This is a genomic window from Rugosimonospora africana (assembly GCF_016862975.1).
GTDB classification, from domain to species: domain Bacteria; phylum Actinomycetota; class Actinomycetes; order Mycobacteriales; family Micromonosporaceae; genus Rugosimonospora; species Rugosimonospora africana.
The window spans coordinates 1-24827 of record NZ_BONZ01000012.1 but is presented as its reverse complement, the minus strand read 5'-3'; the positions used below and the strand labels follow the sequence as shown (position 1 = coordinate 24827).

The 24827-nt window shown below is 72.2% G+C and carries 24 protein-coding genes and 1 pseudogene; 17 read left to right on the top strand and 8 right to left on the bottom strand.

Annotation, left to right across the window (positions count from 1 at the left end; translation table 11 throughout):
- Nucleotides 1–151 precede the first annotated feature (151 nt).
- On the bottom strand, nucleotides 152–1894 hold the full coding sequence (locus Raf01_RS05240) for an alpha-galactosidase D (protein WP_203916576.1): 1743 nt from the start codon (nucleotides 1892–1894) through the stop codon (nucleotides 152–154).
- 269 nt (nucleotides 1895–2163) lie between these two features.
- Between Raf01_RS05240 and Raf01_RS05235 the strand changes: the two genes are divergently transcribed.
- From Raf01_RS05235 to Raf01_RS05195, 9 genes are all read left to right on the top strand, one after another.
- Nucleotides 2164–3864 (top strand): carbamoyltransferase family protein, encoded by a 1701-nt coding sequence (locus Raf01_RS05235; protein WP_203916575.1) that lies wholly within the window; start codon nucleotides 2164–2166, stop codon nucleotides 3862–3864.
- Nucleotides 3861–4976: a glycosyltransferase family 2 protein gene (locus tag Raf01_RS05230; protein ID WP_203916574.1), complete on the top strand. Its 1116-nt coding sequence runs from the start codon at nucleotides 3861–3863 to the stop codon at nucleotides 4974–4976. The genes Raf01_RS05235 and Raf01_RS05230 overlap by 4 nt, the downstream gene beginning before the upstream one ends.
- Complete coding sequence (locus Raf01_RS05225) at nucleotides 4885–6606, top strand: HAD-IIIA family hydrolase (protein WP_444544543.1); 1722 nt, start codon at nucleotides 4885–4887, stop codon at nucleotides 6604–6606. Before Raf01_RS05230 ends, Raf01_RS05225 begins: the two co-directional genes overlap by 92 nt.
- Nucleotides 6603–7595 carry a glycosyltransferase family 4 protein gene (locus Raf01_RS05220; protein WP_203916572.1) on the top strand — a complete coding sequence of 331 codons (993 nt, stop codon included), beginning with the start codon at nucleotides 6603–6605 and terminating at the stop codon, nucleotides 7593–7595. The genes Raf01_RS05225 and Raf01_RS05220 overlap by 4 nt, the downstream gene beginning before the upstream one ends.
- Nucleotides 7580–8800: a glycosyltransferase gene (locus Raf01_RS05215; protein ID WP_203916571.1), complete on the top strand. Its 1221-nt coding sequence runs from the start codon at nucleotides 7580–7582 to the stop codon at nucleotides 8798–8800. The genes Raf01_RS05220 and Raf01_RS05215 overlap by 16 nt, the downstream gene beginning before the upstream one ends.
- Before the next feature lie 89 nt (nucleotides 8801–8889).
- Nucleotides 8890–9465, top strand: coding sequence for a D-sedoheptulose-7-phosphate isomerase (locus Raf01_RS05210; protein ID WP_239133400.1), 576 nt, complete (start codon nucleotides 8890–8892; stop codon nucleotides 9463–9465).
- A gap of 34 nt (nucleotides 9466–9499) precedes the next feature.
- Nucleotides 9500–11056: a PfkB family carbohydrate kinase gene (locus Raf01_RS05205; RefSeq protein ID WP_239133384.1), complete on the top strand. Its 1557-nt coding sequence runs from the start codon at nucleotides 9500–9502 to the stop codon at nucleotides 11054–11056.
- A complete protein-coding gene (locus Raf01_RS05200; RefSeq protein ID WP_203916568.1) occupies nucleotides 11053–11772 on the top strand; it encodes an SDR family oxidoreductase in 720 nt (239 codons plus the stop codon). The genes Raf01_RS05205 and Raf01_RS05200 overlap by 4 nt, the downstream gene beginning before the upstream one ends.
- Nucleotides 11773–11859: 87 nt before the next feature.
- Complete coding sequence (locus Raf01_RS05195) at nucleotides 11860–12804, top strand: glycosyltransferase family 9 protein (RefSeq protein ID WP_203916567.1); 945 nt, start codon at nucleotides 11860–11862, stop codon at nucleotides 12802–12804.
- Here the strand turns inward: Raf01_RS05195 and Raf01_RS05190 are convergent.
- From Raf01_RS05190 to Raf01_RS05180, 3 genes are all read right to left on the bottom strand, one after another.
- A complete protein-coding gene (locus tag Raf01_RS05190; protein ID WP_239133383.1) occupies nucleotides 12752–13579 on the bottom strand; it encodes a SigB/SigF/SigG family RNA polymerase sigma factor in 828 nt (275 codons plus the stop codon). The two genes, Raf01_RS05195 and Raf01_RS05190, sit on opposite strands and share 53 nt — an antisense overlap.
- A gap of 258 nt (nucleotides 13580–13837) precedes the next feature.
- Complete coding sequence (locus Raf01_RS05185) at nucleotides 13838–14638, bottom strand: ATP-binding protein (protein WP_203916566.1); 801 nt, start codon at nucleotides 14636–14638, stop codon at nucleotides 13838–13840.
- Between the two features lie 268 nt (nucleotides 14639–14906).
- Nucleotides 14907–15899: a radical SAM protein gene (locus tag Raf01_RS05180; RefSeq protein ID WP_203916565.1), complete on the bottom strand. Its 993-nt coding sequence runs from the start codon at nucleotides 15897–15899 to the stop codon at nucleotides 14907–14909.
- A gap of 75 nt (nucleotides 15900–15974) precedes the next feature.
- Between Raf01_RS05180 and Raf01_RS05175 the strand changes: the two genes are divergently transcribed.
- On the top strand, nucleotides 15975–16502 hold the full coding sequence (locus Raf01_RS05175) for a DUF1360 domain-containing protein (RefSeq protein WP_203916564.1): 528 nt from the start codon (nucleotides 15975–15977) through the stop codon (nucleotides 16500–16502).
- 26 nt (nucleotides 16503–16528) lie between these two features.
- On the opposite strand, the gene Raf01_RS05170 is transcribed toward Raf01_RS05175, so the two are convergent.
- Nucleotides 16529–16951, bottom strand: a complete 423-nt coding sequence (locus Raf01_RS05170; RefSeq protein ID WP_203916563.1) for a DUF2795 domain-containing protein — start codon at nucleotides 16949–16951, stop codon at nucleotides 16529–16531.
- Nucleotides 16952–17450: 499 nt separating this feature from the next.
- The gene (locus tag Raf01_RS05165) at nucleotides 17451–17681 is read right to left on the bottom strand and encodes a hypothetical protein (RefSeq protein ID WP_203916562.1); all 231 of its coding nucleotides are present in this window, start codon (nucleotides 17679–17681) and stop codon (nucleotides 17451–17453) included.
- Between the two features lie 88 nt (nucleotides 17682–17769).
- Between Raf01_RS05165 and Raf01_RS05160 the strand changes: the two genes are divergently transcribed.
- From Raf01_RS05160 to Raf01_RS05140, 3 genes and pseudogenes are all read left to right on the top strand, one after another.
- The gene (locus Raf01_RS05160; protein ID WP_203916561.1) at nucleotides 17770–18366 is read left to right on the top strand and encodes a hemerythrin domain-containing protein; all 597 of its coding nucleotides are present in this window, start codon (nucleotides 17770–17772) and stop codon (nucleotides 18364–18366) included.
- 336 nt (nucleotides 18367–18702) lie between these two features.
- Nucleotides 18703–18897: pseudogene (locus Raf01_RS05150) on the top strand (DUF6158 family protein); the annotation flags it as partial.
- Between the two features lie 365 nt (nucleotides 18898–19262).
- On the top strand, nucleotides 19263–20384 hold the full coding sequence (locus tag Raf01_RS05140; RefSeq protein WP_203916560.1) for a baeRF2 domain-containing protein: 1122 nt from the start codon (nucleotides 19263–19265) through the stop codon (nucleotides 20382–20384).
- A 70-nt stretch (nucleotides 20385–20454) separates the two neighbouring features.
- On the opposite strand, the gene Raf01_RS05135 is transcribed toward Raf01_RS05140, so the two are convergent.
- Nucleotides 20455–21867: an NADP-dependent succinic semialdehyde dehydrogenase gene (locus tag Raf01_RS05135; protein WP_203916559.1), complete on the bottom strand. Its 1413-nt coding sequence runs from the start codon at nucleotides 21865–21867 to the stop codon at nucleotides 20455–20457.
- Between the two features lie 152 nt (nucleotides 21868–22019).
- Here Raf01_RS05135 and Raf01_RS05130 point away from each other — a divergent pair, with 152 nt between their 5' ends.
- From Raf01_RS05130 to Raf01_RS05120, 3 genes are all read left to right on the top strand, one after another.
- Entirely contained in the window at nucleotides 22020–22370 is a 351-nt protein-coding gene (locus tag Raf01_RS05130; protein ID WP_203916558.1) for an STAS domain-containing protein, read from the top strand.
- Nucleotides 22367–23116, top strand: a complete 750-nt coding sequence (locus Raf01_RS05125) for an ATP-binding protein (RefSeq protein ID WP_203916557.1) — start codon at nucleotides 22367–22369, stop codon at nucleotides 23114–23116. The genes Raf01_RS05130 and Raf01_RS05125 overlap by 4 nt, the downstream gene beginning before the upstream one ends.
- 84 nt (nucleotides 23117–23200) lie before the next feature.
- Complete coding sequence (locus Raf01_RS05120) at nucleotides 23201–23395, top strand: DUF2795 domain-containing protein (RefSeq protein ID WP_203916556.1); 195 nt, start codon at nucleotides 23201–23203, stop codon at nucleotides 23393–23395.
- 105 nt (nucleotides 23396–23500) lie between these two features.
- Here Raf01_RS05120 and Raf01_RS05115 read toward each other — a convergent pair whose 3' ends face one another.
- Nucleotides 23501–23893 (bottom strand): DUF2267 domain-containing protein, encoded by a 393-nt coding sequence (locus Raf01_RS05115; RefSeq protein WP_203916555.1) that lies wholly within the window; start codon nucleotides 23891–23893, stop codon nucleotides 23501–23503.
- A 70-nt stretch (nucleotides 23894–23963) separates the two neighbouring features.
- Here Raf01_RS05115 and Raf01_RS05110 point away from each other — a divergent pair.
- On the top strand, nucleotides 23964–24827 hold an 864-nt coding region (locus Raf01_RS05110), incomplete at its 3' end, for a glycosyltransferase (RefSeq protein ID WP_203916554.1).

The following is a 24827-nucleotide window of genomic DNA, read 5'->3' as shown; positions in this document are numbered from 1 at the left end:
GTTCCTTCTTTAGTTCTCCCATCCTGTGGAGGCCTCCAACAGACGACACGGCGCCCCGATCGGGCCGGTTCACGGGTGCGTCGCACGCCACTTTCGTTGCCAGACAACGCGGCCCGACCGCGCCCGGACGCGGTCGGGGTCGCGTTTCGGCTCAGCTGACCGAAATCTTGTCCAGATCCGGTGCGTACGCACCGTTGTTGTAGAGCTTGATGGTGTTGCCGCCGGCGGTGAGGTTCACCGTCAGCGTGCGCGTGGCCGGGGTGGACCAACTGGTACCGGTCACCGGTACCTCGACTCCGGCGCCACCATTGACGCTGACGAAGAACGAGCGGCTGCCGTCCAGCTCGTACGTGATGGTGAGCGTCTTGCTGCCGGCCGTACCGGTGCTGACGTTGTTCACGGTTTCGTAGTTGGCGCTGTTGTTTCCGATGAACCGCACCTTCGCCCCGCCGGAGCAGGTCGAGCAGCTGGCCACCGCCGTGGCGCCGGACAGTGTGTTGCCGGACGCCTCGGCCTCGACACTCGCGCTGCCGCCACCGGCACCGGGCACCACCCGGATCAGCCGGGTCTCGCCGGGCCGCAGCGTGGCCGAGTACGAGTTGGCGACGGTACCGGTGTGCGAGCCTGACCACAGGTCGGTGACGTCGCCGGTACCGGTGAAGCCGACCTGCGACCAGTTGGCCGTGACGGTCTGGTTGCCGGAGGTACCTGTGTTGAACAGCGCCACCACGTACGCGCCGGACGACTCCCGCTTGCTGAACACCTGCTGGCTGCCGCTGTTGACGATGCGTTTCGCCGCGACCGCGTCCTGGTCCACGCCGAGCACCCGGTCGTTGGTGAGCATCGCCAGGTCGGTGGAGTCGAGATGGGTCAGGTCGGTTCCCAGCAACAGCGGGGCGGCGGCCATCGACCACAGGGTCAGCTGCGAGCGGCGCTGGTCCGCGCTGAGCCCGACCTGGTCGCCGTTGCCGATCTCGATCGAGTCGAGGTCGTTCCAGCCGCCCGGTCCGGCATACGGCTGCCAGGACGCGGCGGTGGAGAACCGGGCGCTGACGTGTGACCAGTCGGTGAGCGGGTACCCGCTGCCGTTGGCCCCGGGACCGCAGTAGCACTCGACGTCGCCCTGAGTACGCCAGCTGTTCGCGTACTGCTGCCAGGTGGCCGCGTTGGCGATCGGCAGGTTGTTGGACAGCGCGAAGTTGATCGGACGGCCGGTCTGGCGCAGAGCGGTCGACCACGCCTGAACGTCCGGGATGTCGTCAGCGCCGACACCATCGATCTTCAGGTAGTCCACGCCCCAGGACGCGAACAGATCCGCGAACGAGTCCACGTACTGCTGCGCGCCGGACTTCGAGTAGTCGATGTAGTACATGTGCTTGCAGTTGTAGTTCTTCTCGGTCCGGCTGGTGTCCGCGATGTCCGCGGCGTGCGCGCTGGAGCCGAGGATCGGTGTGTTCTTGGTGACCGCGTTCTGCGGTACGCCCGGCGTCACGTAGAGGCCGAACTTGAGCCCGTCGGCGTGCACGTGGTCGGCGACCGCCTTCATGCCGTTCGGGAACTTCGCGGTGTCCACGGTCCACCGGCCGTTGGCGTCGACCACCGGCCCGTTCGCGTCGCACTTCAGGTAGAAGTCGTCGAGGTTGATGTAGACGAACCCGTGCGCGGACAGGCCGCTGTCGCGCATCGCGTCGGCCTGAGCCTCGATGTTCGCCTCGGTCGGGTCGCGCCGGACGAAACTCCAGCTGCTCCACCCCATGGCAGGTGTCAGGGAAAGTCCGTTGTTCTCCGCGATCGCCGGCGGCGCGGCGGCCAGCGCGCCGACGACCGCACCCACCGCGCCGACCGACATCGCGGTCAGCCCCACCGTCAATCGTCGTGCCAGTCGATGGCGCATCGCCCCTCCTGCAAGGCTCCGGCATCCGTCTGGATTGGAATGCAACCTCTCAGTAACGATTCCTGTCAATATCTGTTTTCCCTCGAGCGGAAACGGTGCGGGCGACCGGAGGCGCGCTCCATACCCGGGCGACCAATACGGCTCGGCGCGTCTGACGACGCGCGGCGACCCGGACCAGTCGGGCGACCAATACGGCTCGGCGCGTCTGACGACGCGCGGCGACCCGGACCAGTCGGTTTGGTGGAGGTATCTGGGGTATCTGGGCCGGCATGCGGGTTCTGGGCATCAATGCGGTCTTCCACGACCCGGCTGCCGCGATCGTCGTGGACGGGCGGATCGTGGCCGCCGCCGAGGAGGAGCGATTCAGCCGGCGCAAGCACGGCAAGCGGCCGGTCCCGTTCTCCGCCTGGGAACTGCCCGAGGAAGCCGCCCGCTGGTGCCTGGACGTCGCCGGGCTGCGCCCGGACCAACTCGACGCGGTCGGCTACTCCTTCGATCCCGCCCTGTGCCAGCCGGCCTCCCGGCTCGGGCTGGACGACCCGTGGGACTGGCTGCGCCAGGAGTACGCCCTGCGGGCCCCGCGGTTCATCGCCACCGCGCTGCCCGGGCTGGATCCGGAGTCGGTCCGGTTCGTACCGCACCACGTCGCTCACGCGGCGTCCGCCGCGCTGGCCGCCCCGGCCGGGTACGGGCAGGGTGACTGCGCCGTACTGGTGCTCGACGGCCGCGGAGAGCGGGCCAGCCACCTCGCCGGCCGGTACGAGAAGGGACAGCTCACCCCGCTGGCGAGCCAGCGGCTGCCGCACTCGCTCGGCCTGCTCTACGAGGAGCTGACCGAGCACCTGGGATTCCTGCGCTCCAGCGACGAGTACAAGGTGATGGCGCTGGCCTCGTACGGCACGCCCCGGTTTCTCGGCCCGCTGCGGGAAGCGGTGGCGGTCACCGGTACCGGCGGCTTCACCACCCGCCCGGTCGACTTGGCGGCACTGGCCCGGCGGCGCCGGCCGGGCGAGGCGATCCGCGACGAGCACGCCGACCTGGCGGCGAGCGTGCAGGCCCGGCTGGAGGAGGTCATCGGCGAGCTGTCCGGTTGGCTGCACGCCGCAGCCGGCGGCCCGGACGCTCTGGTGATGGCCGGCGGCGTCGCGCTCAACTGCGTGGCCAACGCGCGGCTCGCCGGGGACGGGCCGTTCCGCACGGTGTGGGTACAGCCGGCCGCGGGCGACGCCGGTACCGCGCTGGGTGCCGCCCTGCATCTGTCCACTGTGGAGGCTGATGCCGCTGCGCACCCGATCCTGCCGATGGCGGGGGCCGATCTCGGGCGCGGGTACTCGGACGCGCAGATCGAGGCGGAGCTGCGCCGCGCCCAGGTGCGGTACGACCGTCCCGCGTCCGTGGCGGCGGTCGCCGCCGAGGTGCTCGCCGGCAACGGCGTGGTGGCCTGGTTCCAGGGCCGCGCCGAGTACGGGCCGAGAGCGCTGGGCCACCGGTCGCTGCTGGCGCACCCGGGGCATGCCGGGAACACCGAGCGGCTCAACGAGGTCAAGGGGCGCGAGCAGTTCCGGCCGGTGGCGCCGATGGTGCTGGCGAGCCGGGCCGCGCAGCTGTTCGAGGGTGTCCTGCCCAGTCCGTACATGCTGTTCACGCACCGGGTGCGGGACGGCTGGCGGGAACGGATCCCGGCGGTGGTGCACGTGGACGGTACGGCCCGGATCCAGACCGTGGATCCGGACGCCGAGCCGCTGGTCGCCGAGCTGCTGACCCGTTTCGAGGAGGCCACCGGGCTGCCGGTCGTGGTCAACACCTCGCTGAACACCGCCGGCCGGCCGATGGTGGACACTCCGGCCGAAGCGCTGGAACTGTTCGGCTCGGCGCCGGTGGACCTGCTCGCGATCGGCCCGTTCACGGTGAGCCGGGACCTGGCGTTCGCGCGCACCCCCGCCACGGCCGGCTCCGGGGTGGCGCGGTGAGCCCGCCGGCCGGGGTGAGCGTCGTCATCCCCACGCTGCGCCGGCCCAGCCTCGACGCGCTGGTGCGACGGCTGGCCGGGCAGGTGGACGGCTCGCCGGTTCCGGTCGAGGTTCTGGTGGTACCCGATCCGGACCGGGCCGGCCCGGCGAAGGCGCGCAACGCGGGCTGGTCGGCGGCCCGGTACGAGTGGGTGGCCTTCCTCGACGACGACGTGCTCCCGGCACCGGACTGGCTCGCCGCACTGCTACGCGACCTGGATCAGCCGCCGGACGTCGGCGGGGTCCAGGGGGTGGTGTCCGTGCCGTGCTCGGTGCGGCCCGACGACTGGGAGCGCAACACGGCCGGGCTGGCCCGGGCCGCGTGGGCCACCGCCGACATGGCATACCGGCGGGCCGCGCTGGAGAGCGTGTCCGGCTTCGATGAGCGGTTCCCCCGGGCGTACCGGGAGGACGCCGACCTGGCGTACCGGGTCCGCCGCCACGGCTGGCGGTTGGTGACGGGCACCCGGCGGACGGTGCATCCGGTACGCCCGGCGGGCCGCTGGGTCAGCCTGGCGGCGCAGCGCGGCAACGCCGACGACGCGTTGCTTCGGCGGCTGCACGGACCGGACTGGCACGAACGGCTGTCGGCACCGGCCGGGCGGCGGCACCGGCACGCCGCGGTGGTCGGCGCCGGCCTGGCGGCCGCGGCGCTGGCGATCCTCGGCCAGCGGGGGCGTCGGATCGGAGCGGCCCCGGTACGGGTCGGCGGCAGCAGGCACCTGGCGGCAAGGAGAGCGGTACGCGCCGGCACGGCGCTGTCGGGCGCGGCGTGGCTCGCCGGTACCGCCGAGTTCGCCGCCGTACGGGTCCGGCGGGCGCCCGGTTCCGACCCGGTCGCGCTGGCGCTCACCAGTGTCCTGATCCCGCCTCTCGCGGTGGGCCACTGGCTGCGTGGCTGGCTCCGGTTCCGGGGCGCACCGCCGTGGCCGGACCGGGCCACCGCTGCTCCTCCTTCTTCTTCTCCTTCGAGAAGCGTTTATCCCCAATCACCCCGGGAAACGGCCTGTCATGTCCGTATCAGTGCAGCTAGACCGATCTGGAAGTCGGTTCGACGCGGCGCTGTTGGATAGGGACGGGACACTGGTCCGCGACGTCCCCTACAACGGTGACCCCGATCGAGTGGAGCCGATGCCGGGTGCCGCCGAGGCGGTCGCCCGCTTGCGCGATGCCGGGCTGCGACTCGGGGTGGTCAGCAACCAGTCCGGCATCGGTCGTGGACTGCTCGACGCGGCGGCCGTCGCCCGGGTCAACGCCCGGATCGACGAGCTGCTCGGACCGTTCGAGACCTGGCAGGTCTGCCCGCACACGCACGAGGACCAGTGCCGGTGCCGCAAGCCGGCGCCCGGGCTCATCCGGGAGGCGGCGCGGGCACTGGGCACGACGCCGCAGCGCTGCGTCGTGATCGGCGACATCGGTGCCGACGTGGACGCCGCCGCCGCGGCCGGGGCGACCGGGCTGTTGGTGCCGACCGAGGCGACCCGGGCGGCCGAGGTCGCGCAGGCGCCCGCGGTGGTGGCCAGCCTGGGCGACGCGGTGGACTGGATCCTGGCGCGGGAAAGCCTGCTGCACCCTCCGGTACCGGCCGCACCGTCCGGGGGCAACGTGCTGGCCGTCCGCGCGGACTCCACCGGTGACGTACTGATCTGCGGTCCGGCGATCCGGGCGCTGGCCGCCCGCGCCGCTCGGGTCACGCTGCTGTGCGGGCCGCGGGGTCGGGCCGCCGCCGGGCTGCTGCCGGGTATCGACGACATCATCGAGTGGCCGGTGCCGTGGATCGACTCCGCCGCTGGGCCGGTCGACCCGGCCGCGGTCACCGCGCTGCTCACCGAGGTGAGCCTGCGCGGCATCGACGAGGCGGTCATCTTCACGTCGTACCACCAGAGCGCCCTGCCCCTCGCGCTGCTTCTGCGGCTGGCCGGGGTCGGCCGGGTCTCGGCGATCAGCGACGACTACGCGGGCGGGCTGCTGGACGTGCGGCACCGGGTACCGCCGGGGGTACCGGAACCGGAGCGGGCGCTGTCGCTCGCGGCCGCCGCCGGGTACCCGCTGCCGGACGGCGCCGACGGCGGCCTGCGCGTCAACACGGACCTGTCCGCGCGGACGTACCCGGATCCGGAAGAGGAGGAGGATCCGGGCGACGACATCGACAACAGCGGAAGCGGTGGCGGCGGCGGCGGCGGCGGATCCGGGGACGGCACGGTACGCGACGGGGCCGGTTACGTTCTGGTGCATCCGGGTGCCAGCGTGCCGGCCCGGGCCTGTCCGCCGGAGCGGTGTGCCGAGATCGTCGCGGCGCTGACCGCGGCCGGCCGCAGGGTGGTGGTCACCGGCGGTCCAGACGAGCGGGAGTTGACCGCGCAGGTGGCCGGCGACGTCGCCAGCGACCGGGGCGGCGACTACGACCTGGCCGGGCTCGCGAGGCTGATCGCCGGCGCCGACGCGCTGGTGTCGGGCAACACCGGGCCGGCACACCTGGCCGCGGCGGTCGGTACCCCGGTGGTCAGCCTGTTCGCCCCGACGGTTCCGTTCGGGCAGTGGGCGCCGTACCAGGTGCCCACGGTGCGGCTGGGCGAGCAGTTGGCGGCGTGCCGGGAGACCCGCGCCGTCCGCTGCCCAGTGCCCGGCCACCCGTGCCTGTCGCGGATCGACCCGGCCGACGTGGTGGCTGCCGTCGACGCTCTGGTCGGGGGTACCCGGTGAGGGTACTGCTCTGGCACGTCCACGGCTCGTGGACCACCGCGTTCGTTCAGGGCAAGCACACCTACTTCGTACCGACCACACCGGAGCGCGACCAGTGGGGCCGAGGCCGGGCGGACACCTACCCCTGGCCGGACACGGTCCGCGAGGTGACCCCGGAGCAGATGTCCACATTGGACTTCGACGTCCTGCTGCTGCAACGGCCGGAGGAATGGGACCTCGCCGCGCAGTGGCTGGGCCGGCGGCCGTGCGCCGAGGTGCCGACCGTCTACGTGGAACACAACACGCCGCGCGGCGACGCGCCGACCACCCGGCACCCGATGGCCGACCGGGACGGGCTGACCCTGGTCCACGTCACCCACTTCAACGCGCTGATGTGGGACGGCGGGCAGACCCGGCAGACCGTCATCGAGCACGGCATCCCGGATCCCGGCCACAAATACACCGGCGAGCTGGAGCGCTTCGGCGTGGCCATCAACGAACCGGTACGGCGGTGGCGGGTCACCGGCACCGACCTGCTCCCCCGCTTCGCCCAGGTGGCTCCGCTCGACGTATACGGCATCGGCACCGCGTCGCTCGCCGAGTTGGCCGCGAGGAACCCTCCGCCTGCCGGCGTCGCGCCGGTCACCGCCTACGACGACCCGCCGCAGGCATGGATGCACGAACAACTCGCCGCGCGCCGGGCCTACCTGCACCCGATGCGGTGGACCTCACTGGGATTGAGCCTGCTCGAGGCGATGAGTCTCGGCATGCCGGTGGTGGCGCTGGCAACCACCGAGGCGGTCGAGGCGGTACCACCGGACGCCGGCGTGCTGTCGACCAACGTGGACGTGCTGGTTGACGCCGCACGCTGGCTGATGGAAGAACCGGCGGACGCGAAGCGGCTGGGCGATCGCGCCCGGACGGTGACACAGGCCCGCTACGGCCTGGACCGGTTCCTGTCCGACTGGGACCGACTGCTGATGGAGGTGAGTCCTTGCGCATCGCAATGATCTCCGAGCATGCCAGCCCTCTCGCGGCCATTGGCGGGGTGGATGCCGGCGGGCAGAACCTGCACGTCGCAGAGCTGGCCACGGCGCTTTCCGCAGCAGGGCACGACGTGTGCGTCTACACCCGGCGGGACAGCGACGCGTATCCCGACACGGTACGCGCGGCCTCCGGATTCACCGTCGTGCACGTACCGGCCGGGCCGCCGCGCCGCCTGCCGAAGGACGAGCTGCTGCCGTACATGGGCGAGTTCGGCCAGTGGCTGGCCGCGTCGTGGACGGCCGGCCCGTGGGCGCCGGACGTGGTGCACTCACACTTCTGGATGAGTGGGCTGGCCGCGCTGACCGCGCGCTCCCGCTACTCGGTGCCGGTGGTGCAGACCTACCACGCACTGGGTGTGGTCAAGCGCCGGTACCAGGGCGCTCTGGACACCAGCCCGGCACAGCGGATCAGCTACGAACGGATCCTCGGCAAGCAGGTCGACCAGGTGATCGCGCAGTGCTCCGACGAGCTGGCCGAACTGGTCGCGTTGGGCGTGCCGCGCCGCTCGATCCGGCTGATCCCCTCCGGCGTCGACGCCACGAGGTTCACCCCGAGTGGGCCGTCGGCCCTGCCCCGCCGCACCGGCCGCATCCTCTCGGTGGGGCGGCTCGTCGAACGCAAGGGCTACGCCGACCTGATCGAGGCGATGCGCCTACTGCCCGACGCGGAGGCGGTCATCGTCGGCGGTCCGCCGGCCAGCCAGCTGAAGGACGACCCGGTCGCGACACACCTGCGCTGGCTCGCCCAGGAGCGCGGGGTCGCCGACCGGATCCGGCTCACCGGTGCGGTCGCCCGGGAGGAGATGCCCGAGTGGTACCGCAGCGCCGACCTGGTCGCCTGCCCGGCGTGGTACGAACCGTTCGGGCTCACCCCGCTGGAGGCTATGGCCTGCGGGGTACCGGTCGTCGCGTACGCGGTCGGCGGGCTGGTCGACACCGTGGTCGACTCGGTCACCGGGTACCTGGTCCCACCGCGGGACTACCGGGCGCTGGCCAAGACGCTGCGAGAGCTGCTCGCCGATCCGGTACGGCGGCTGGAGTTCGGCGCCGCCGCGGTGGACCGGGCGGCGGAGTGCTACTCCTGGTCCCGTACCGCGGACCAGCTGGTCGCCGTGTACCAGCAGCTGACTCGGGTGGAGGTGCCGGTCGAGGCGGTGAGCGCGGGATGAGCATCGGCGGAGGCGAGTACCGCCCGCGCCCTCCCGGCGGATCGCAGCCGGAGCCGGTTTTGGGCGGAGGCGAGTACCGCCCGCGCCCTCTGACGCACCTCGACGCGCTGCGCGACGCGCTGGACGAGTTCCGTCAGGAGGCGCCCCGGCTGGCGGACTGGGCCGCGCAGCTGGCCTGGACCCTGCCGCGCGGCGGCCGGTTGCTGGCGGCCGGCAACGGTGGCAGCGCCGCGCAGGCACAGCACCTGGTGTGCGAGCTGGTCGGCAAGCTGGACGCGGACCGGCCGCCGATGTCCGGCATCGCGCTCTGCGCGGAGACGAACGCGCTCACCGCGATCGCCAACGACTACGGGTACGAGCAGGTGTTCGCCAGGCAGGTGCATGCGCACGCACGCGAAGGGGACGTGGTCGTGCTGCTGTCGACGAGCGGGCGCAGCCGCAACGTGCTGGCCGCGGCGGACGCCGGGCGGGAACTCGGGCTGGAAGTGTGGGGGATGACCGGCGCCCTGCCCAACCCGCTGGCCACCCGCTGCACCCAGGTGCTCGCGATCCCCAGCCGGGACACCCAGGTCGTGCAGGAGCTGCACCTGGTCGCGGTCCACCTGCTCTGCGGGTACCTGGACTCGTTGCTCGGGGTGCCGCTGGTTGCCGAGGTCGCCTCGTGAACGGGGCAGCTTCCCGAACCGGTACGGCGACATGGTGACCAGACCGATCGTCGTCGTCGGCGACGCGCTGTTGGACCGGGACGTGGTCGGCCAGGTCGACCGGATCTGCCCGGACGCACCGGCCCCGGTCTTCGAGGAGAGTCAGGCGTTCGACCGGCCGGGCGGCGCCGCGCTGGCCGCCGCGCTTCTCGCCGAATACGGCCGGCCGGTCCGGCTGGTCGCCGCGATCGGTGCCGACCCGGCCGGCGACCGCCTGCGGGAACTGCTGGAGTCCGCCGGTGTCGAGGTCGTCGCGCTGCCGTACCGGGGAAGCACCCCGGAGAAGATCCGGCTGTGCGCCGGTCCCCAGGTACTGATGCGGATGGACCGCGGCTCCCCCGGCCAGCCGCTGGATCCGGACGGCGGGCTCGACGTCGCGTTCGCCGATGCCGGGGCGATCGTGGTCAGCGACTACGGGCGCGGAGTGGCCGGGCTGGCCTCGGTACGCGCGGCGGTCGCCGCCAGTACCGTGCTGCGGCCGGTCGTCTGGGACCCGCACCCGCGTGGCCCGGCCCCGGTACCCGGCGTCCGGCTGGTCACCCCGAACGAGTCCGAGGTGCTCGCGACGGCCGGCAACTCGGCGCGCGGCAACCTGGCGGGCGGCAACCCGCACGACGCCGGTACGGGCGGTGGGCGGCACCGGGCGCCGGACGCACCGGATACCGGCCCGGACGGCTCCGGAAGCACCGGATTCGGCCACCGGTTCTCGACTCTGGCGGTGGCCGCGAACCGGGCCCGGGAGCGCTGGCGGGTCCGGGCCGTGACGGTCACCCTCGGCGCCGATGGCGCCCTGCTGGCACACGGCGGCGCGACGCCGATGGTGGTGCCGGCCCCGGTGCGCGCCGACGCCGACTCGTGCGGAGCCGGCGACCGGTTCGCCGGTGCGGCCGCCGCCGCGCTGGCGGACGGAAGCCTGCTGTCCGAGGCGGTACAGAGCGCGGTCGCCGACGCGGCCACGTTCGTGGCGGCCGGGGCGGCCCGCGGGTACGCCCGGCGCAGCACCGGCGCGGTACCGCGGTCGGCGACCGAGGTCAGCGTCGAGGCCGCGCTGGCCATGGCGGCCGCGACCCGGGGAGCCGGAGGCACCGTGGTGGCCACCGGAGGCTGCTTCGACCTGCTGCACGCCGGGCACGTGGCCACCCTGGAGGCGGCCCGGGCACTGGGCGACTGCCTGATCGTGTGCCTCAACTCCGACCACAGCGTCCGCTCGCTGAAGGGGCCGGACCGCCCGCTGGTGTCGCAGGACGACCGGGCCCGGCTGGTCGCCGCGCTGGGTTGCGTCGATGTGGTGGCCGTCTTCGACGAGCTGACCCCGGAGCCGCTGCTGGCCCGGCTGCGCCCGGACGTCTGGGTCAAGGGCGGCGACTACTTCCTGGACGACCCGGACGACCGGCCGGTGCTCCCGGAGGCGGAGCTGATCCGCAGTTGGGGCGGGCAGAGCGTGGTCGTGCCGTACCTGGCGAACCACTCCACCAGCGGGCTGATCCGCAGCGCGCAGGACCGGCTGACGCCCCCTCCGGCCGAGCCGCGCAGGGAAGGGGAAGAGCGATGAGGAAATCGAACGGTACCCCGGGTGCCCAGCCGCTGGCCGGCGAGCGGGTACTGGTCACCGGCGGGGCGGGCGGGTTGGGCGCCGCCGTGGTCGACGCGGTGCGCGAGGCCGGCGGAAAGCCGTACGTGCTGGACATGCGCGAGCCGTCGGACGGCATTCCGGCGGTCGCCGTGGACCTGTCCGACACCAGGGCCGCCGAGCGGGCCGCCACCGAACTGGCCGAACACGCCGGCGGGCTGGACGCGGTCGTCACCGCCGCCGGCATCGACCTGCCCGGACGGCTGACCGACGTGCCGGGTCCGGACTGGGAGCGGGTGGTCCAGGTCGACCTGCTGGCCCCCGCGGCGGTGGTCCGCGCTTGCTTGCCGTACCTGGTGGAAAGCCACGGGCACGTGGTGACCGTGGCCTCGACGCTCGGACTGCGCGCGCTGTCCGACGCGACCGCCTACTGCGCGGCGAAGTTCGGCGTGGTCGGCTTCACCCGGGCGCTGGCCGTCGAGCTGGCCGGCCGGGTCGACGTGACTCTGCTGGTACCGGGTGGGATGCGGACCAACTTCTTCGACGGGCGCACCGAACAGTACCGGCCGGGTGAGGACGCGGTGCTCAACGATCCCGCCAACGTGGCCCGGGCCGTACTGTTCGCGCTGTCCCAGCCGCCCGGATGCGCGGTACGGGAACTGGTGATCACCCCAGACGTCGAACCGTCATACCCGTGAGCGCATCGTGAGCGAGCGCCAGCGAGGGAACCATGGGCTCAGCGTTCTCGTGCCTCATGGCCGGTCCGAGCGTAGCGAGGAGCGGACATGAGTGTCGTCGTGCTGCGCGCGTTGGGTATCGGCGACCTGGCCACCGCGGTACCGGCGCTGCGCGGCCTGCGTGCCGCGTTCCCGACCGCCCCGCTCGCCCTGGCCGCACCGGCCTGGCTCGCGCCGATGGCCGAGTTGACCGGGGCGGTGGATCGGGTAATCCCGCTGTCCGGGCTGGCTGCGCCGCCGCGTGACGTGGCTCCGCCGGCCGTCGCGGTCAACATGCACGGCAACGGGCCGCAGTCGCACCGGGTACTCGCCGCGCTCAAGCCGCAGCGGATGCTGGCGTACCAGATCCGGGAGTTCCCCGACGGTCCACAGTGGAAAGAGGACGAGCACGAGGTGCTGCGCTGGTGCCGGCTGCTGGCCTGGTACGGGATCGAGTCCCACCCGGGTGACCTCGCCCTGCGGGTACCGGCGGCCCGGGCCGGGCAGACCGACGTGACCATCGTGCATCCCGGCTCGAAGTCGCCGCAGCGGCGCTGGCCGGCGCACCGGTTCGCGGAGGTGGCCCGCCGGTTGTCCGCGGACGGGCAGCACGTGGTCATCACCGGCTCCCCCGACGAACGGGAACTCGCGCTGTCCATCGGTCGCGATGCGGGGCTGCCCGAGGAACGGGTTCTCGCCGGGCACACCGACCTCGGCGCCATGGCCGCACTGGTGGCCACCGCTCGGCTGGTGGTCTGCGGCGACACCGGCACGGCACACCTGGCGACCGGGTACGGCGTGCCATCGGTGGTGATGTTCGGCCCGGTACCACCGAGCCGGTGGGGACCTCCGGCCGGCCGCGCGCAGCACCGCGCCCTGTGGCATCCCACCGCGCACGGCCCCGCGCTGCTGGAAGTCACCGTGCCCGAGGTGCTGGCGGCGGTCGCCGACGTGCTGTCGATCAGGCCGGATCGGTCAGCAGCCGTTCGCGCAGTGTCGCCAAGGTCTGGCTGAGCAGTCGGGACACGTGCATCTGCGAGATGCCGACCTGGTCGGCGATTTCCGACTGGGTGAGGTTGCCGAAGAAGCGCAGCGACAGGATCCGCTGCTCCCGCTGGGGCAGCTCTTTGATCAGCTGATGCAGCGCCTGCCGGTCGGCAAGCGACTCGATCTGGTCGTCCGGCTCACCGATAAGCTCACCCAACTCGATGCCCCCGTCATCGGTACCCACGGCGCTGTTCAACGACCGGGTGGCGTACGCGCTGCCGCACTCCAGACCCGCGAGCACCTCTTCCTCGTCTATCCGCAGCCGCGTCGCGACGTCGCTGACCAGCACCGACCGGCCCAGCTCCTGCGCCAGGTCGGTGAACGCGCGGCTGATTTCGAGATGCAACTCCTGCATCCGGCGACTGACCCGGACACTCCACCCCTTGTCGCGGAAGTGGCGCTTGAGTTCGCCGACGACGGTCGGGCCGGCGAAGTTCGCGAACGGGATGCCCCGGTTGATGTCGAAGCGGTCCACCGATTTGATGAGGCCGACCGTGGCGACCTGAGTCAGGTCGTCCAACGACTCGCCGCGCCCGGAGAAACGCCGGGCCAACCGGCGGGCGAATGGCAGATACGCGCAGATCAGCTCGTCGCGCAGGGCCAACCGGTGCGGATCGTCGACGTCCAGCGGCGCCATCCGTGCGAATGCCTCGGCCGCGAACTCGTCAACCGGTGACCCACCACCGGTCGCTTGACCGACCGGACGGGTTTGAACTGGTTGCTCGATGGCGATAGAAGACATGGCCTGCCTCTGTGCTGCGACTTACCCGAAAGACACGAAGCCGGCCGGGTAAGGCCGAGCGAACTAGCCCGCGCATGGCACGGGACGGTCGGTCAAATGGTGGCGGCGCCCACCTGAGCGCCGGAAGCGACCGGACATCCCGGGGAACCCGGGATGCGACTTCTCATCGAGGTCGCGGCCACACCTGCCTGATGGGTGTGCCACTTCCGTACGTTACTCGCCGACCATGGCCCCGCAAGCGGCTTGGAAAAACCTGGGTCAGGCGGGTACGGCGAGTCGCGCCCAGACCACCTTGCCCTCGCCAGTGGGGGCGCAGCCCCACCCGTCGGACATCGAGTCCACGATGAGCAGACCACGCCCGTACCCGTGGCCGTCGGCGGCGACGCCGCCGCCCGGATCCACCAGCGTGCGCGGATCCCCGTCCCGTACCGCGAGATGCAGCACCGTTCCGACCAGCCGTACGGTCAGCTCCATCGGGGTGCGCGCGTGCACGACCGCATTGGTGACCAGTTCGGACACGATGACCTGAGCGAGTTGACTCAGCCGGGGAACACCCCATTCGGCGCACGACCGGTCAACCGTGATCCGGGCCTGTTCGGGAGCGTGCCGGTCGGGTGGCAGCCGGACCGAGTGCCGGGGCGGTACCGGCAGCCGCAGCGCGACCCGCACCGCGTCGTCCACCCGGTCGTACAGGTCGAGGCCGCCGACGCTCGTCCGGTCGCCGGTGCGCTGTTCCCCTCCGGTGCGCTGCTCTCCCGCGGTGCGCTGGCCGGCATACCGCGGCTTGCGGGGCGCCGCGGCGGACAGCAGCGCGCGAACCGGCGGCGTGGCGCCGCACAGGGCGATCCGGGCGCCGGGCCAGTTGGCGGCGTCGTCGGCCAGGTTGAGCAGCGCGGTGACCGCGGCGTCGCCGGCGATCGACAGGTGGCTCACGTCGAGGACCAGCGCCATCGGCTGGTCGGCCAGCCGCTCACGCAGCGAGATCACGCCGCTGACCGCCGACGAGTCGTCAAACGTGCCGTACAGGTCCACAACGGCGACCGGCAATCGCCGTTTCACGCGGCACAGCAGCGTCGACACAGGGGTCAGCATGCTCGGCCGCACACACCGTGCTCTGTGGCAGCACCCATGGTCCACCTCAACCTTTCCCGCCGGCGACCGGAGTCACTGGAACTTGGTACCCACCGCTATCCAAGTCATTCGTCGGTGTCGGTCTGACTTATCCGCTAACATCGGCCGCGACAGCTTGCGGTTTCAGACAGCAGCGTACTGGAGTACCCATCCGGGCGCAGAGTCCCGCGCGACACGCCGGTCCGGGGTGGCTTTTCTAGAAGACGCCGTGGTACATCGCACACCCGCGACACACCTCGGGCGGGTCGCCGTCACGCAACCGGCGGCGAAACTCCTGGTAGGCCGGCCCGGCCCAGATCTCAGGAAAGCTCCGTTCGGCCAGCCGGCCCAGCGACATCCGGTCGTCGCCCATCACCATGCAGCACGGCTGCACCACGCCCTGGCTGGTCACGTACGCGGAGTCCCAGGGCCAGCCACACCCCGGGCGGGTGGAGCCGGCCGGCTCGGGCAGGCGCAACGCCACCCCGTGCTCCCGGGCGACCCGGCCAGCCGCCGCGTACGCCGCCTCGGCCACCCGGCGGTCGGCTCCGGTCCACAGCGCCTGGTCGGCGGCGTACTCGCGGATCTCCCGGTACGCGCCGGCCGGGTCGGTGTCGCCGAAGCTGTGCGACAGGTTCTGTACCCGCAGGTCGTCGACTCCGATCCGGCCGAGCAGCGCGACCAGCTCGGCCAGTTGGTTGACATTGCGCCGCATCGCGACGAACACCACCCGTAGCCACGGCGTGGCGCTGCCAGCCGCCCGCTTCGCCTCGACCAGCCCGGCGAGGTTGGCCAGTACCCGATCGAACCGCGCACCCTCCCGGATGCCCTCGAACGTCGGCGCGTCGGCGCCGTCCAGCGACACGTGCAGCCAGTCCAGCCCGGCCGCGACGAGTTCGTCGGCACGCTCCCGGGACAGCAGGGTGGCGTTGGAGTTGAATCCGACCCGTACGCCGCGTGACTTCGCGTACCGGACCATCTCCAACAGATCCGGCGCGAGCAACGGCTCACCCAGCCCCTGAAGGGTCAGCCTCCGCAACCCGGGTACGTCGTCGACCAGCCGGCGCAAAGTCGCGAACGGCATGGCGCCGGCCAGCTTGTTGACCGGCGGCCGGTACCGGACGAGGCACATCGCACAGCGCAGGTTGCACGCGGAGGTGATTTCGACCTGGAGGGCGGTCGGCAACGGAGGGGTCAGGCTCGCCGGCATGGCGGCGGCGTACCCGGGTCGAACGGGCCGAAACCCGACGCGTGTATCCGGAGCCGACAAGGGTACCCAGCGCCCATGCTCGAATCCCTGCGGCGGCGGTTGGACATCATCGGCAAGGATTACGGCGGGGGTCAGCCGCTGCGCGGGTACTTGAACACACTGACCGTGTACGCCAGCGTGGTGGCCGGCTTGACCGGCGTGGCCGTGGCGACCGGGAGGCGCGGGCCGAGCCGTCCGGCCCCGGCCGATGTCGTCCTCATCTCGGTGGCCACGCACAAGCTCAGCCGGCTGCTGGCGAAGGAGGCGGTGACGAGCCCGCTGCGCGCGGCGATGACCCGGTTCGAGGGGGCGGCCGGCAGCAGCGAGGTGAACGAGGTACCGCGGGCGAGCGGCTCCCGGCACGCCGCCGCCGAACTGATCAGCTGCCCGTTCTGCCTGGGCGTGTGGGTGTCCACCGGGTTCTGCGCGGGCCTGGTGTTCCTGCCGCGCCTGACCCGGCTGGTGGCCACCGGACTGACCGCGGTCGCCGGGTCGGACTTCCTGCAACTGGCGTACGACGCGGCGAAGCACGCGTCCGGCAACGCCGGCGCGCACGCCGCGTAAGCCGAACGGTCAGCCCGGTTGACGGGTCAGAACCGGCTACCCCGGTCGGGGGCACCGCCCAGCGCCGCCCACACCTCCGACACCGTGTTGTAGAGCTCATCCGGGGCGAGCCGGGTCAGCGCCGCCACGACATCGTCCGGCGCGTGTGCCGCCCGGGCTGCCGCGGTCAGCGTGGACCGGTCCGCCGGGAACGCCGACCGGGTCAGGTACCGGCCCAGCCGGGAACGCGCCTCCCGCTCGTTCGGCGTCATGCCGTCCGGGGCCCCGCCCTCGTGGCCGGCGGTCAGCTCCGGTATCAGCGAGTTGTTGGGCTGGTCCTCGGCGGACGGCTCGGGTTCGTGCCACTCCTCGGCGCGGCTGTTGGCTGGTTGACCCTGAACCACTCCGCGGGTCTCGCTCGCCATCTGGTCGTCGAGACGCGGCCCGTGTTTGCTGCTTCCTCGGTCCATGGCCGTCGGCTACCCCCTGGCCGGAAGCGGCAAACCGGCACCCGCCCTCCGGCGGTCGGCGGCGAGGTCCGCGGACCCGGCCGCTGGTGAACGAGGTCCGCCTGCTCGGCGAGAGAGCAACGAAGCCGTCCGCCCGGCGGGAGGGCAACGAAGCCGCCCGCCCAGCGACAGAGCGACGAAGTCCGCCTGCCCGGCGGGAGAAACTCCGCCGCCCGGCGGTTACTCCGGACCGATGTGGGTAACCAGCGGCCAGCGCAACCGACGGCGGACCCATGACGGAGGGCGTGGGCATGGAGCGGTCACGAGGGGGCCGACGCTCCGATCCGCTGTGGCTCCGCGGTCGCCGGTGGGGGGCATTCGGGGGGATGCGTCATACGCACCGCGGGGAAGGACGGAGCCGGCAGGAGAGATCCTGCCGGCTCCGTCGCGTCTGAGCCCGCCGGCTCCGTCGCCCGAGGCTCCGGCGTAGTCGCCCACGCTCCGGCGTAAGGGCCAAGGGTCAGACCGGGCCGGGGTGGCCGTCCGGCGTCGGCCGGACGCGCCGGCCCTGTTCGGTGTCCGGGTCCGGATCGCCCTCCGCCGGCACCTCGCGGTCGACCTGTTCGATGGTCTGCTGCGCGCCGACCTCGCCACCGCTCGCGTCGTCCACTTGCCCATCGGCCGAGTACACCGCCATCGCCTGATCCAGCTCGGACAACGGCACCTTCTTCTCGTCCCGCCACCGTTCCATGTCACTCTCCTTCGCTGCGATCAGCTCCGGTTACCCGCGCCTGGACCGGGTAACACCCCGGACGCCGAGGGCGACCAGGAGGTACCCGATGACCCAGACGGCGCAGCGCGACGTCATCGACATGCTCAGCCAGGAGCACCGGGAGATCGAGGAGCTGTTCGTGCGGCTGGACGAACTGGCCGCCACCCGGGACGCACCCGACTCGGACGGCGAGCGGGCCGAGGCCAGAGTCATCGCCGACCAGGCCATCACCGAGCTGACCCGACACTGGGTCGCCGAGGAGCGGCACCTCTACCCGGCGGTACGCGAAAACGTACCGGACCTGGAGCAGGTGGCCGACCGGGAACTCGCCGAGCACGCCAAGGCCGAACGGAACATGAAGGCGCTGGAGCGCCTCGACCCGGACGACGAGGAGTTCTGGATCCGTACCGAGGTGCTCATCGGGCTGGTCCGGGCGCACATCCAGGTCGAGGAGGACCAGGTGTTTCCGGGGCTGCGCGATGCGGTACCCAGAGAGTTGCTCGTCGAGTTGGGCGGCAAGGTCGAGCGGGCGCAACGCGCCGGACCCACGCATCCGCACCCGGCCGCGCCGGACCGCCCGCCGGGCAACCGGCTGGTCGACCCGGCCACCGGGCTCATGGACCGGATCCGGGACGCGGTGTCCAGCCGGGGACGTGCCCAGTAACCGCGCCATGGACGGCGATCCACCGGCGGCCCGGCCGGTACCGCGGGGAAGCGGCGGCCGGCCGGCACGGTGACCTCGTCGCCGGGTGTGGCGGCGACACGCGGGAGGCGACGATGTGGGGAGTGAGACATGCGCGACGTGGATGACCTGCTCGACGAGGTGTACTCCGGGCAGGAACGGATGACGCGTGACGACATCTACCGCCGGGCCGTGGCGGCGAGCCTGCCGGCGGAGGTGATCGTGGCGCTGACCGCCCTCCCCGAGGGCGAGTACGCGCAGGACGAGGTGAGCGAGTCGCTGGCCCAGCTCGGCGACGTCAACGCCGAACACGCCGAAGGGGTGTCGGTCACCGACCTGTCCGACGACGATCTGCTCCGCGAGCTGGCCGAGCTGCACCGGACCCGGAACGAGACCCTGCGGCACGGCTCCGACCAGGCGCTGGACCGGCACGACGAACGCACCACGGAGATGGAAGCCGAGTACCTGCGCCGGTTCCCCGAACGGGAGGTCGACCCGGACCGGATCCGGGAAGGCGCCCGCCACCGCCAGGCGGCCGTGCGCCCGATCGAGGAGACCCTGGAGGTGGAGCTCGCGATCGGCGATGAGGGGCCGGTGCCGTCCCTGACGTCAGAAGCGGCGAGCCAGGCTGGTCGAGCCTCATCCCCGGCGTTCCAGGAGCCCGCGCCGGCGGGCGGACCCGGGCCGCGCGGCGTCACCGCCGCTCGGACCGCCGGGGCCAGCCCGGACACCGGCGCTGTCCGCACCGGAGCGGAGCAGCCGTGGGACCCGGAGGATCTGGCCGTTGCCGAGGGGCACGACCCGACTCCGAGAAACGTCGAGAATGCCCGCCAGGAGCTGGCCCGCGAGGGGCGCTCCGCGATCGAACGTACGGTGCCGTGAACCTGTCCTTCCTCCGCCCGCTGTATCAGCAGCCCGGCCCGTGGGCCTCGGTGTACCTGGACGCCACCCACAACCGGACCGACGCCGACCACGCGATCTGGCTGCGTTGGGCGAGCCTGCGGGGGAAACTGGCCGACCAGGGCGCGGACGAGGCGACGCTGGTGGCGATGGACATCGCGGTCAACCCGGACCAGGGTGTGGCGCCCGGCCGGGTGGGGCTCGCGGTATTCGCGGCGGGCGGTCAGGTCGCCCTAGCCGAGCCGCTGCCGCAGCCGCCGCCGGTGGAGCTCGCGACCTGGTCGACGCGCCCGCAGACCGGCATGCTGCTGTCCACCGGGCACGAGCAGGTGCAGTGGGTACGGGTGGTGGTCGACCGTACCGGTGCCCAGCTGACGGCCGTGGACACCGGACGCCTACGGATCAACAAGGAGGTGTCCGGCTCCCAGGAGTACCCGATCAACATCAGCGAACAGGGCGGCTGGGCGCAGGCCCGGTACGAGCGGGCCGCCAACGTCGCGTGGGACCGCAACCAGCAGGACGTGATCCCGCGGCTGACCACGATCGTGGACGGGATCGGCGCCGACATCATCATCGTGGCCGGCGACGTGAAGGCCCGGCAGATGCTGATCGACCGGCTCCCGGCCCGGCTCGCGGAGCGGGTGGTCGAGTCCGACACCGGCAGCAAGGCGCTGGGAGCGCAGCAGCAGCACCTGGACGACATCACCGCGCAGGAGGTGGCCCGGGTCGCCGGGCACCGCCGGTGCGAGGTGCTCGACCGGTACCGGATGGACCTGTCCAAAGGGTTCGCGACCCAGGGCATGCCGGCGGTCACCGAGGCCGCCTGGCACGGCGCACCGGCCTTCCTGCTGCTGTCCATGGGCGCCGACCGGCCACAGCTGTGGGTCGACCCGGACGACTGCCGGGCCGTGGCGACCGATCCGCAGGTGCTGCGCGACGCCGGTGTCACCAAGCCGGCGCAGGAGACCGCGGACGCGGCGCTGATCGGGGCGGCCGCCGCCACCGACGCCGACGTGTTCGCCATCTCGACCGAAGAGGAGCAGCTGCTCGACGGGGTCGGCGCGATCCTGCGGTACCAGGACGTGTCGGCGCAGGAGTAACGCGGAAACGAAGAAGCCGGCCGGTCACCCTCGCAAGGTGCCCGGCCGGCTTTGCGCCCCGGAAGCTGCGCTACTCGCTGTGCGCGCCGGCTCCGGCGATCGCCCCGCCGTTTCCGACCCAGACCGTCTTGGCGTTGCAGAACTCCCGGATGCCGTGCCCGGACAGCTCCCGCCCGTACCCGGAGTTCTTCACCCCGCCGAAGGGCAGCTCCGGGTACGAGGTGGTCATGCCGTTGACGAACACCATGCCGGCGTCGAGATCGGTGACGAACCGCTCCTGCTCGGCCGGATCGCCGGTCCACGCGTTCGAGCCGAGACCGAACTCGCTGTCGTTGGCCAGCGCCACCGCCTCCTCGTAGGAGCCCACCCGGAACAGGCCGGCGGCCGGCCCGAACACCTCCTCGGACCACATCTTCATCTCCGGGGTCAGGTCGGCCACCACCGTCGGCGGGTACCACCAGCCCGGCCGGTCGGCCGGCGCGCCCCCGCACAGCACCCGGGCGCCGTGCTCCACCGCGTCGCGTACCTGCGTGTCGATGTCGTCCCGGCCCTGCTCGAGAGCGAGCGGGCCGACGTCGGTGTCGGCGTCCATCGGGTCGCCCACGCGCAGCGCCGCCATCCGTGCCACGAACGCCTCGGTGAACTCGTCGTACACGTCGGTGTGCACGATGAACCGCTTGGCCGCGATGCAGGACTGGCCGTTGTTCTGGCAGCGGGCGGTGGTGGCCACCTCGGCCGCCCGGTCGATGTCGGCCGACGGCATGACCACGAACGGGTCGCTGCCGCCCAGTTCCAGCACCGTCTTCTTGAGCTCGCGCCCGGCGACCGAGGCCACCGCCCGGCCGGCCGCCTCGCTGCCGGTGAGGGTCGCCGCCCGTACCCGGCGGTCGGAGAGGACCCGTTCCACCTGGTTCGCGCCGATCAGCAGGGTCTGGAACGCGCCGTCCGGAAAGCCGGCCCGGGCGAACAGGTCGGCCATGAACAGCGCGGTCTGCGGCACGTTGGACGCGTGCTTGAGCAGCCCGACGTTGCCCGCCATCAGAGCCGGCGCCGCGAAACGCATGGCCTGCCAGAGCGGGAAGTTCCACGGCATCACCGCGAGCACCGGCCCGATCGGCTGGTAGATCGTGTATGCCCGGCTGGCCTTGACCGCCGCGGCGTCCGCCGGTTCGGCGGCGAGGAACTCCTCGGCGTGCTGGGCGTAGAACCGGCAGGCGACCGCGCACTTGGCCACCTCGGCCTTCGCCGCCGCCAGCGTCTTGCCCATCTCGGTGGTCATCATGGCGGCGATGTCGTCGCGCTCGTCGTCCAGGATGGACGCGGCCGCGGTGATCCACTCCGCCCGCTGACGGTACGAGGTGACGCGCAGCGCGGCGAAGCCGTCCACCGCGCGAGCCAGCGCCCGATCGATCTGCCCCTCAGACATGGCATCGAAAGTCTTGACTACCTCGCCGTTCGCGGGATTGATTGTCGCGATCGCCATGCCGCACCATCCTCTCGTTGGCTCCGCCCACCGTATCCAGGTTGGTTCGGGCCGGCGAGCGGACCGCGCCCGCGATCTGCCGCACACGTGTTTAATGAATCCTGACAAGGGAACTCTCCCGCAGGTCAACGAGGGCCGGGCCGATAAGCACGATGGCGAAGTTCACTGTGAGCGCGGACGTCGAGGGCACGGCGCTCATCGTCAATGTCGCGGGTGAGGTGGACATGGCTACCGCGCCGCAATTGACCGCCGTCTTCGATGAGCATCTGGGCGGCGGGCGGTACCAGACTTGCGAGGTAGACCTCAGGCGAGTCACCTTCCTGGACTCCACCGGGATCAAGGCGCTGCTCACCGGCCAGACCCGGGCCAACGGCACGGGCTGCACGCTGCGGGTACGGGCGGCGAGCGGCTGGGTGGCACGGGTCATCCAGGTCACCGGAATGGCCGACCGGCTCGGGCTTGCCCCGCAGGACGGCGAACAGCGGGACGGGGCCGCATCATGAGCACACTCACCGCGACGGTCACACCGGACGCGCTGACCGGCGCGCTGGTCGTGGACATCGACGGAGAACTCAGTCCGGCCACCGCCCCGATCGTGCGGAACACGCTCGTGCAGTGCTTCGCCGAGTGCCCGTCCGCGATCGTCGTGGACCTGAACCGGACCCAGGCCGACCAGCACTCGGCGCTGACCGTGTTCCCGTCCGTGCAGGAGTACAGCCCGCAGGCGGCCTACGTGGCGCTGATGATCTGCGCGGGAGGCGGGCCGCTGATCGGCCGGCTCGGCGCGAGCGCACTGGGCCGGTACCTGATGGTCTACAACACCTGCGCCGACGCGCTGGCCTCGGTCGGCGCCGGGCCGGTCGGCCGCGAACAGCGGCAGCAGCGCCTGCGGCCGACTCCGCACGCGCCGGCCGCCGCCCGGCACTTCATCGCCGACACCTGCCGCTGCTGGGACCTGGGGCACGTCCAGTCGACGGCCGAGCTGATCGGCTCGGAGCTGGTGAGCAACGGGGTGCGGCACGCGGGTACCGACCTGGATCTGACGCTCAGCCGGCGGGGCCGGTACCTGCACATCGGGGTCCGCGACACGCACCGGGCGGCGCTGCCCCGCAAGGTCGACCGCCGCCCAGACTCCGAAGGCGGCCGGGGGCTGCACCTCATCGAGGCGTACGCCTCGAGTTGGGGCACCTCGGTCAGCGGATCCGGCAAGATCGTCTGGGCGAACCTGGCCGCCGACACCGCGGCGTGACCGGCGTCCCCGGTAACGGAGGGCCGCCCTCGACTGGGGATCGGCGAGTGGTGTAACCGGCACGTCGACGGGTAGCCAGACAGCATGACTGTGAATCCGATCCAGCTCCAGAAGTTCCTGGGTGGCATCGACTACCCGACGAACAAGCAAACACTGATGAAAAGCGCCCAGAAGCACGGCGCGGACAAAAAGGTGATGGACACGCTGAAGGCGCTGCCCCGGGACGATTTCAACTCACCGAACGACGTCAGCGAGGCGATCGGCGACATGCGCGCCTGACCGTCGCGGCGGAAACCGGCTCACGGCCCGTGCCTGACGGGCCGCGGCCGGGCTTTCACGCGTACGGCGGCCCTTGCGTGACGCAACGGCCCGGTGCTAGGTCGTTCATCCGCCGATCAGATCGAGCAGGGGCTCGGGCGTGACGTGCTCGACGTTCACCATCACCGCGAACGGCACGGTGGCCGCGATGGCCTCGGTGACCGCTCGGGTCGCGCGCTCCGCCGCGTCCAGCCCGCAGTCGCACCGGCGGGCCACCGCCGCCAGGAACTCGGTGCGGTCGATCTGGCTGACCGCCGAGTCAGCCGGGAAGTGCCGGCCCACCTCGGCGCCCATCTCATCCGGCAGGCTGGAGGCCAGGTACGCGGCGGTCCCGTACGGCAGCACCTCGCCCAGCGTCTCTAGCACCGCACAAACCGCCTGCCAGGGCGGCAGCCCGACACCCGCGGCGGCCACCCGGTCGATGATGTCCTGGCTGCGGGTGTCCGGGTGGGAGTCCATGCGCCCTGTGCTACCCGTGACGGCGCGAATCATGCCGGTTGACCCGCCTCGATTCGGGTAGCGCGAGGGCATGTTCCGCTCGCTCGATCCCGGCGACCCGGCGACCTTCCACGCCGAGCGCGAACTCGACGTTCTGGTACCCACCCGCAACCGGGCCACCGAACTGGCCGCCACCCTGGCCGGACTGGCCGCCCAGGACATCGCCGAGCCGGACGCGGACTTCGGGATCGCGGTCAGCGACCAGTCGGACGGGCAGCCCGCGTGGCGGCACGCCGCGGTGGCAGGCATGGTTCGGGTGTTGCGTCACCGCGGACACCCGGTCCTGCTCAGCGCACACCTGCCCCGGCGCGGGGTGGCGGAGAACCGGGGACACCTGCTGGCCGCTTCGGCGGCGCGGTACGTGCTGTTTCTCGACGACGACGTGTGGCTGGAGCCGGGCGCGGTGCGCCGGCTGCTCGACGCCATCCGGACGCTGCGCTGCGGCCTGGTCGGCAACGCGCCGCACGGACTGTCCTATCTGGACGATCACCGTCCGGATCAGGAGCGGACGTACCAGGAGTGGACGGTGCCTCCGCACCCGGAACGGATCGCCCCACGCGGGCCGGAGTGGAGCCGGGCCAGCGTGCACACGGCGGCCAATCTGATGCACGTCGAGCAGCGGCTCGGGCTGGCGCCGGATGAGTGGCGGGCGTACCGGATCGCCTGGGTGGGCGCCTGCGTGCTGTACGACCGGGCCAAGCTCGTGGACGTCGGCGGGTACGACTTCTGGCCCCGGGTACCGGTCGAGCACAGCGGCGAGGACGTGCTGGTGCAGCTGCGGGTGATGGACCAGTACGGCGGCGCCGGCATCGTCCCCAGCGGCGCGTTCCACCAGGAGACACCGACCACTGTGGACGCCCGCGAAACCGAGTGCTTCGACGTGGTCGCCCCTTAC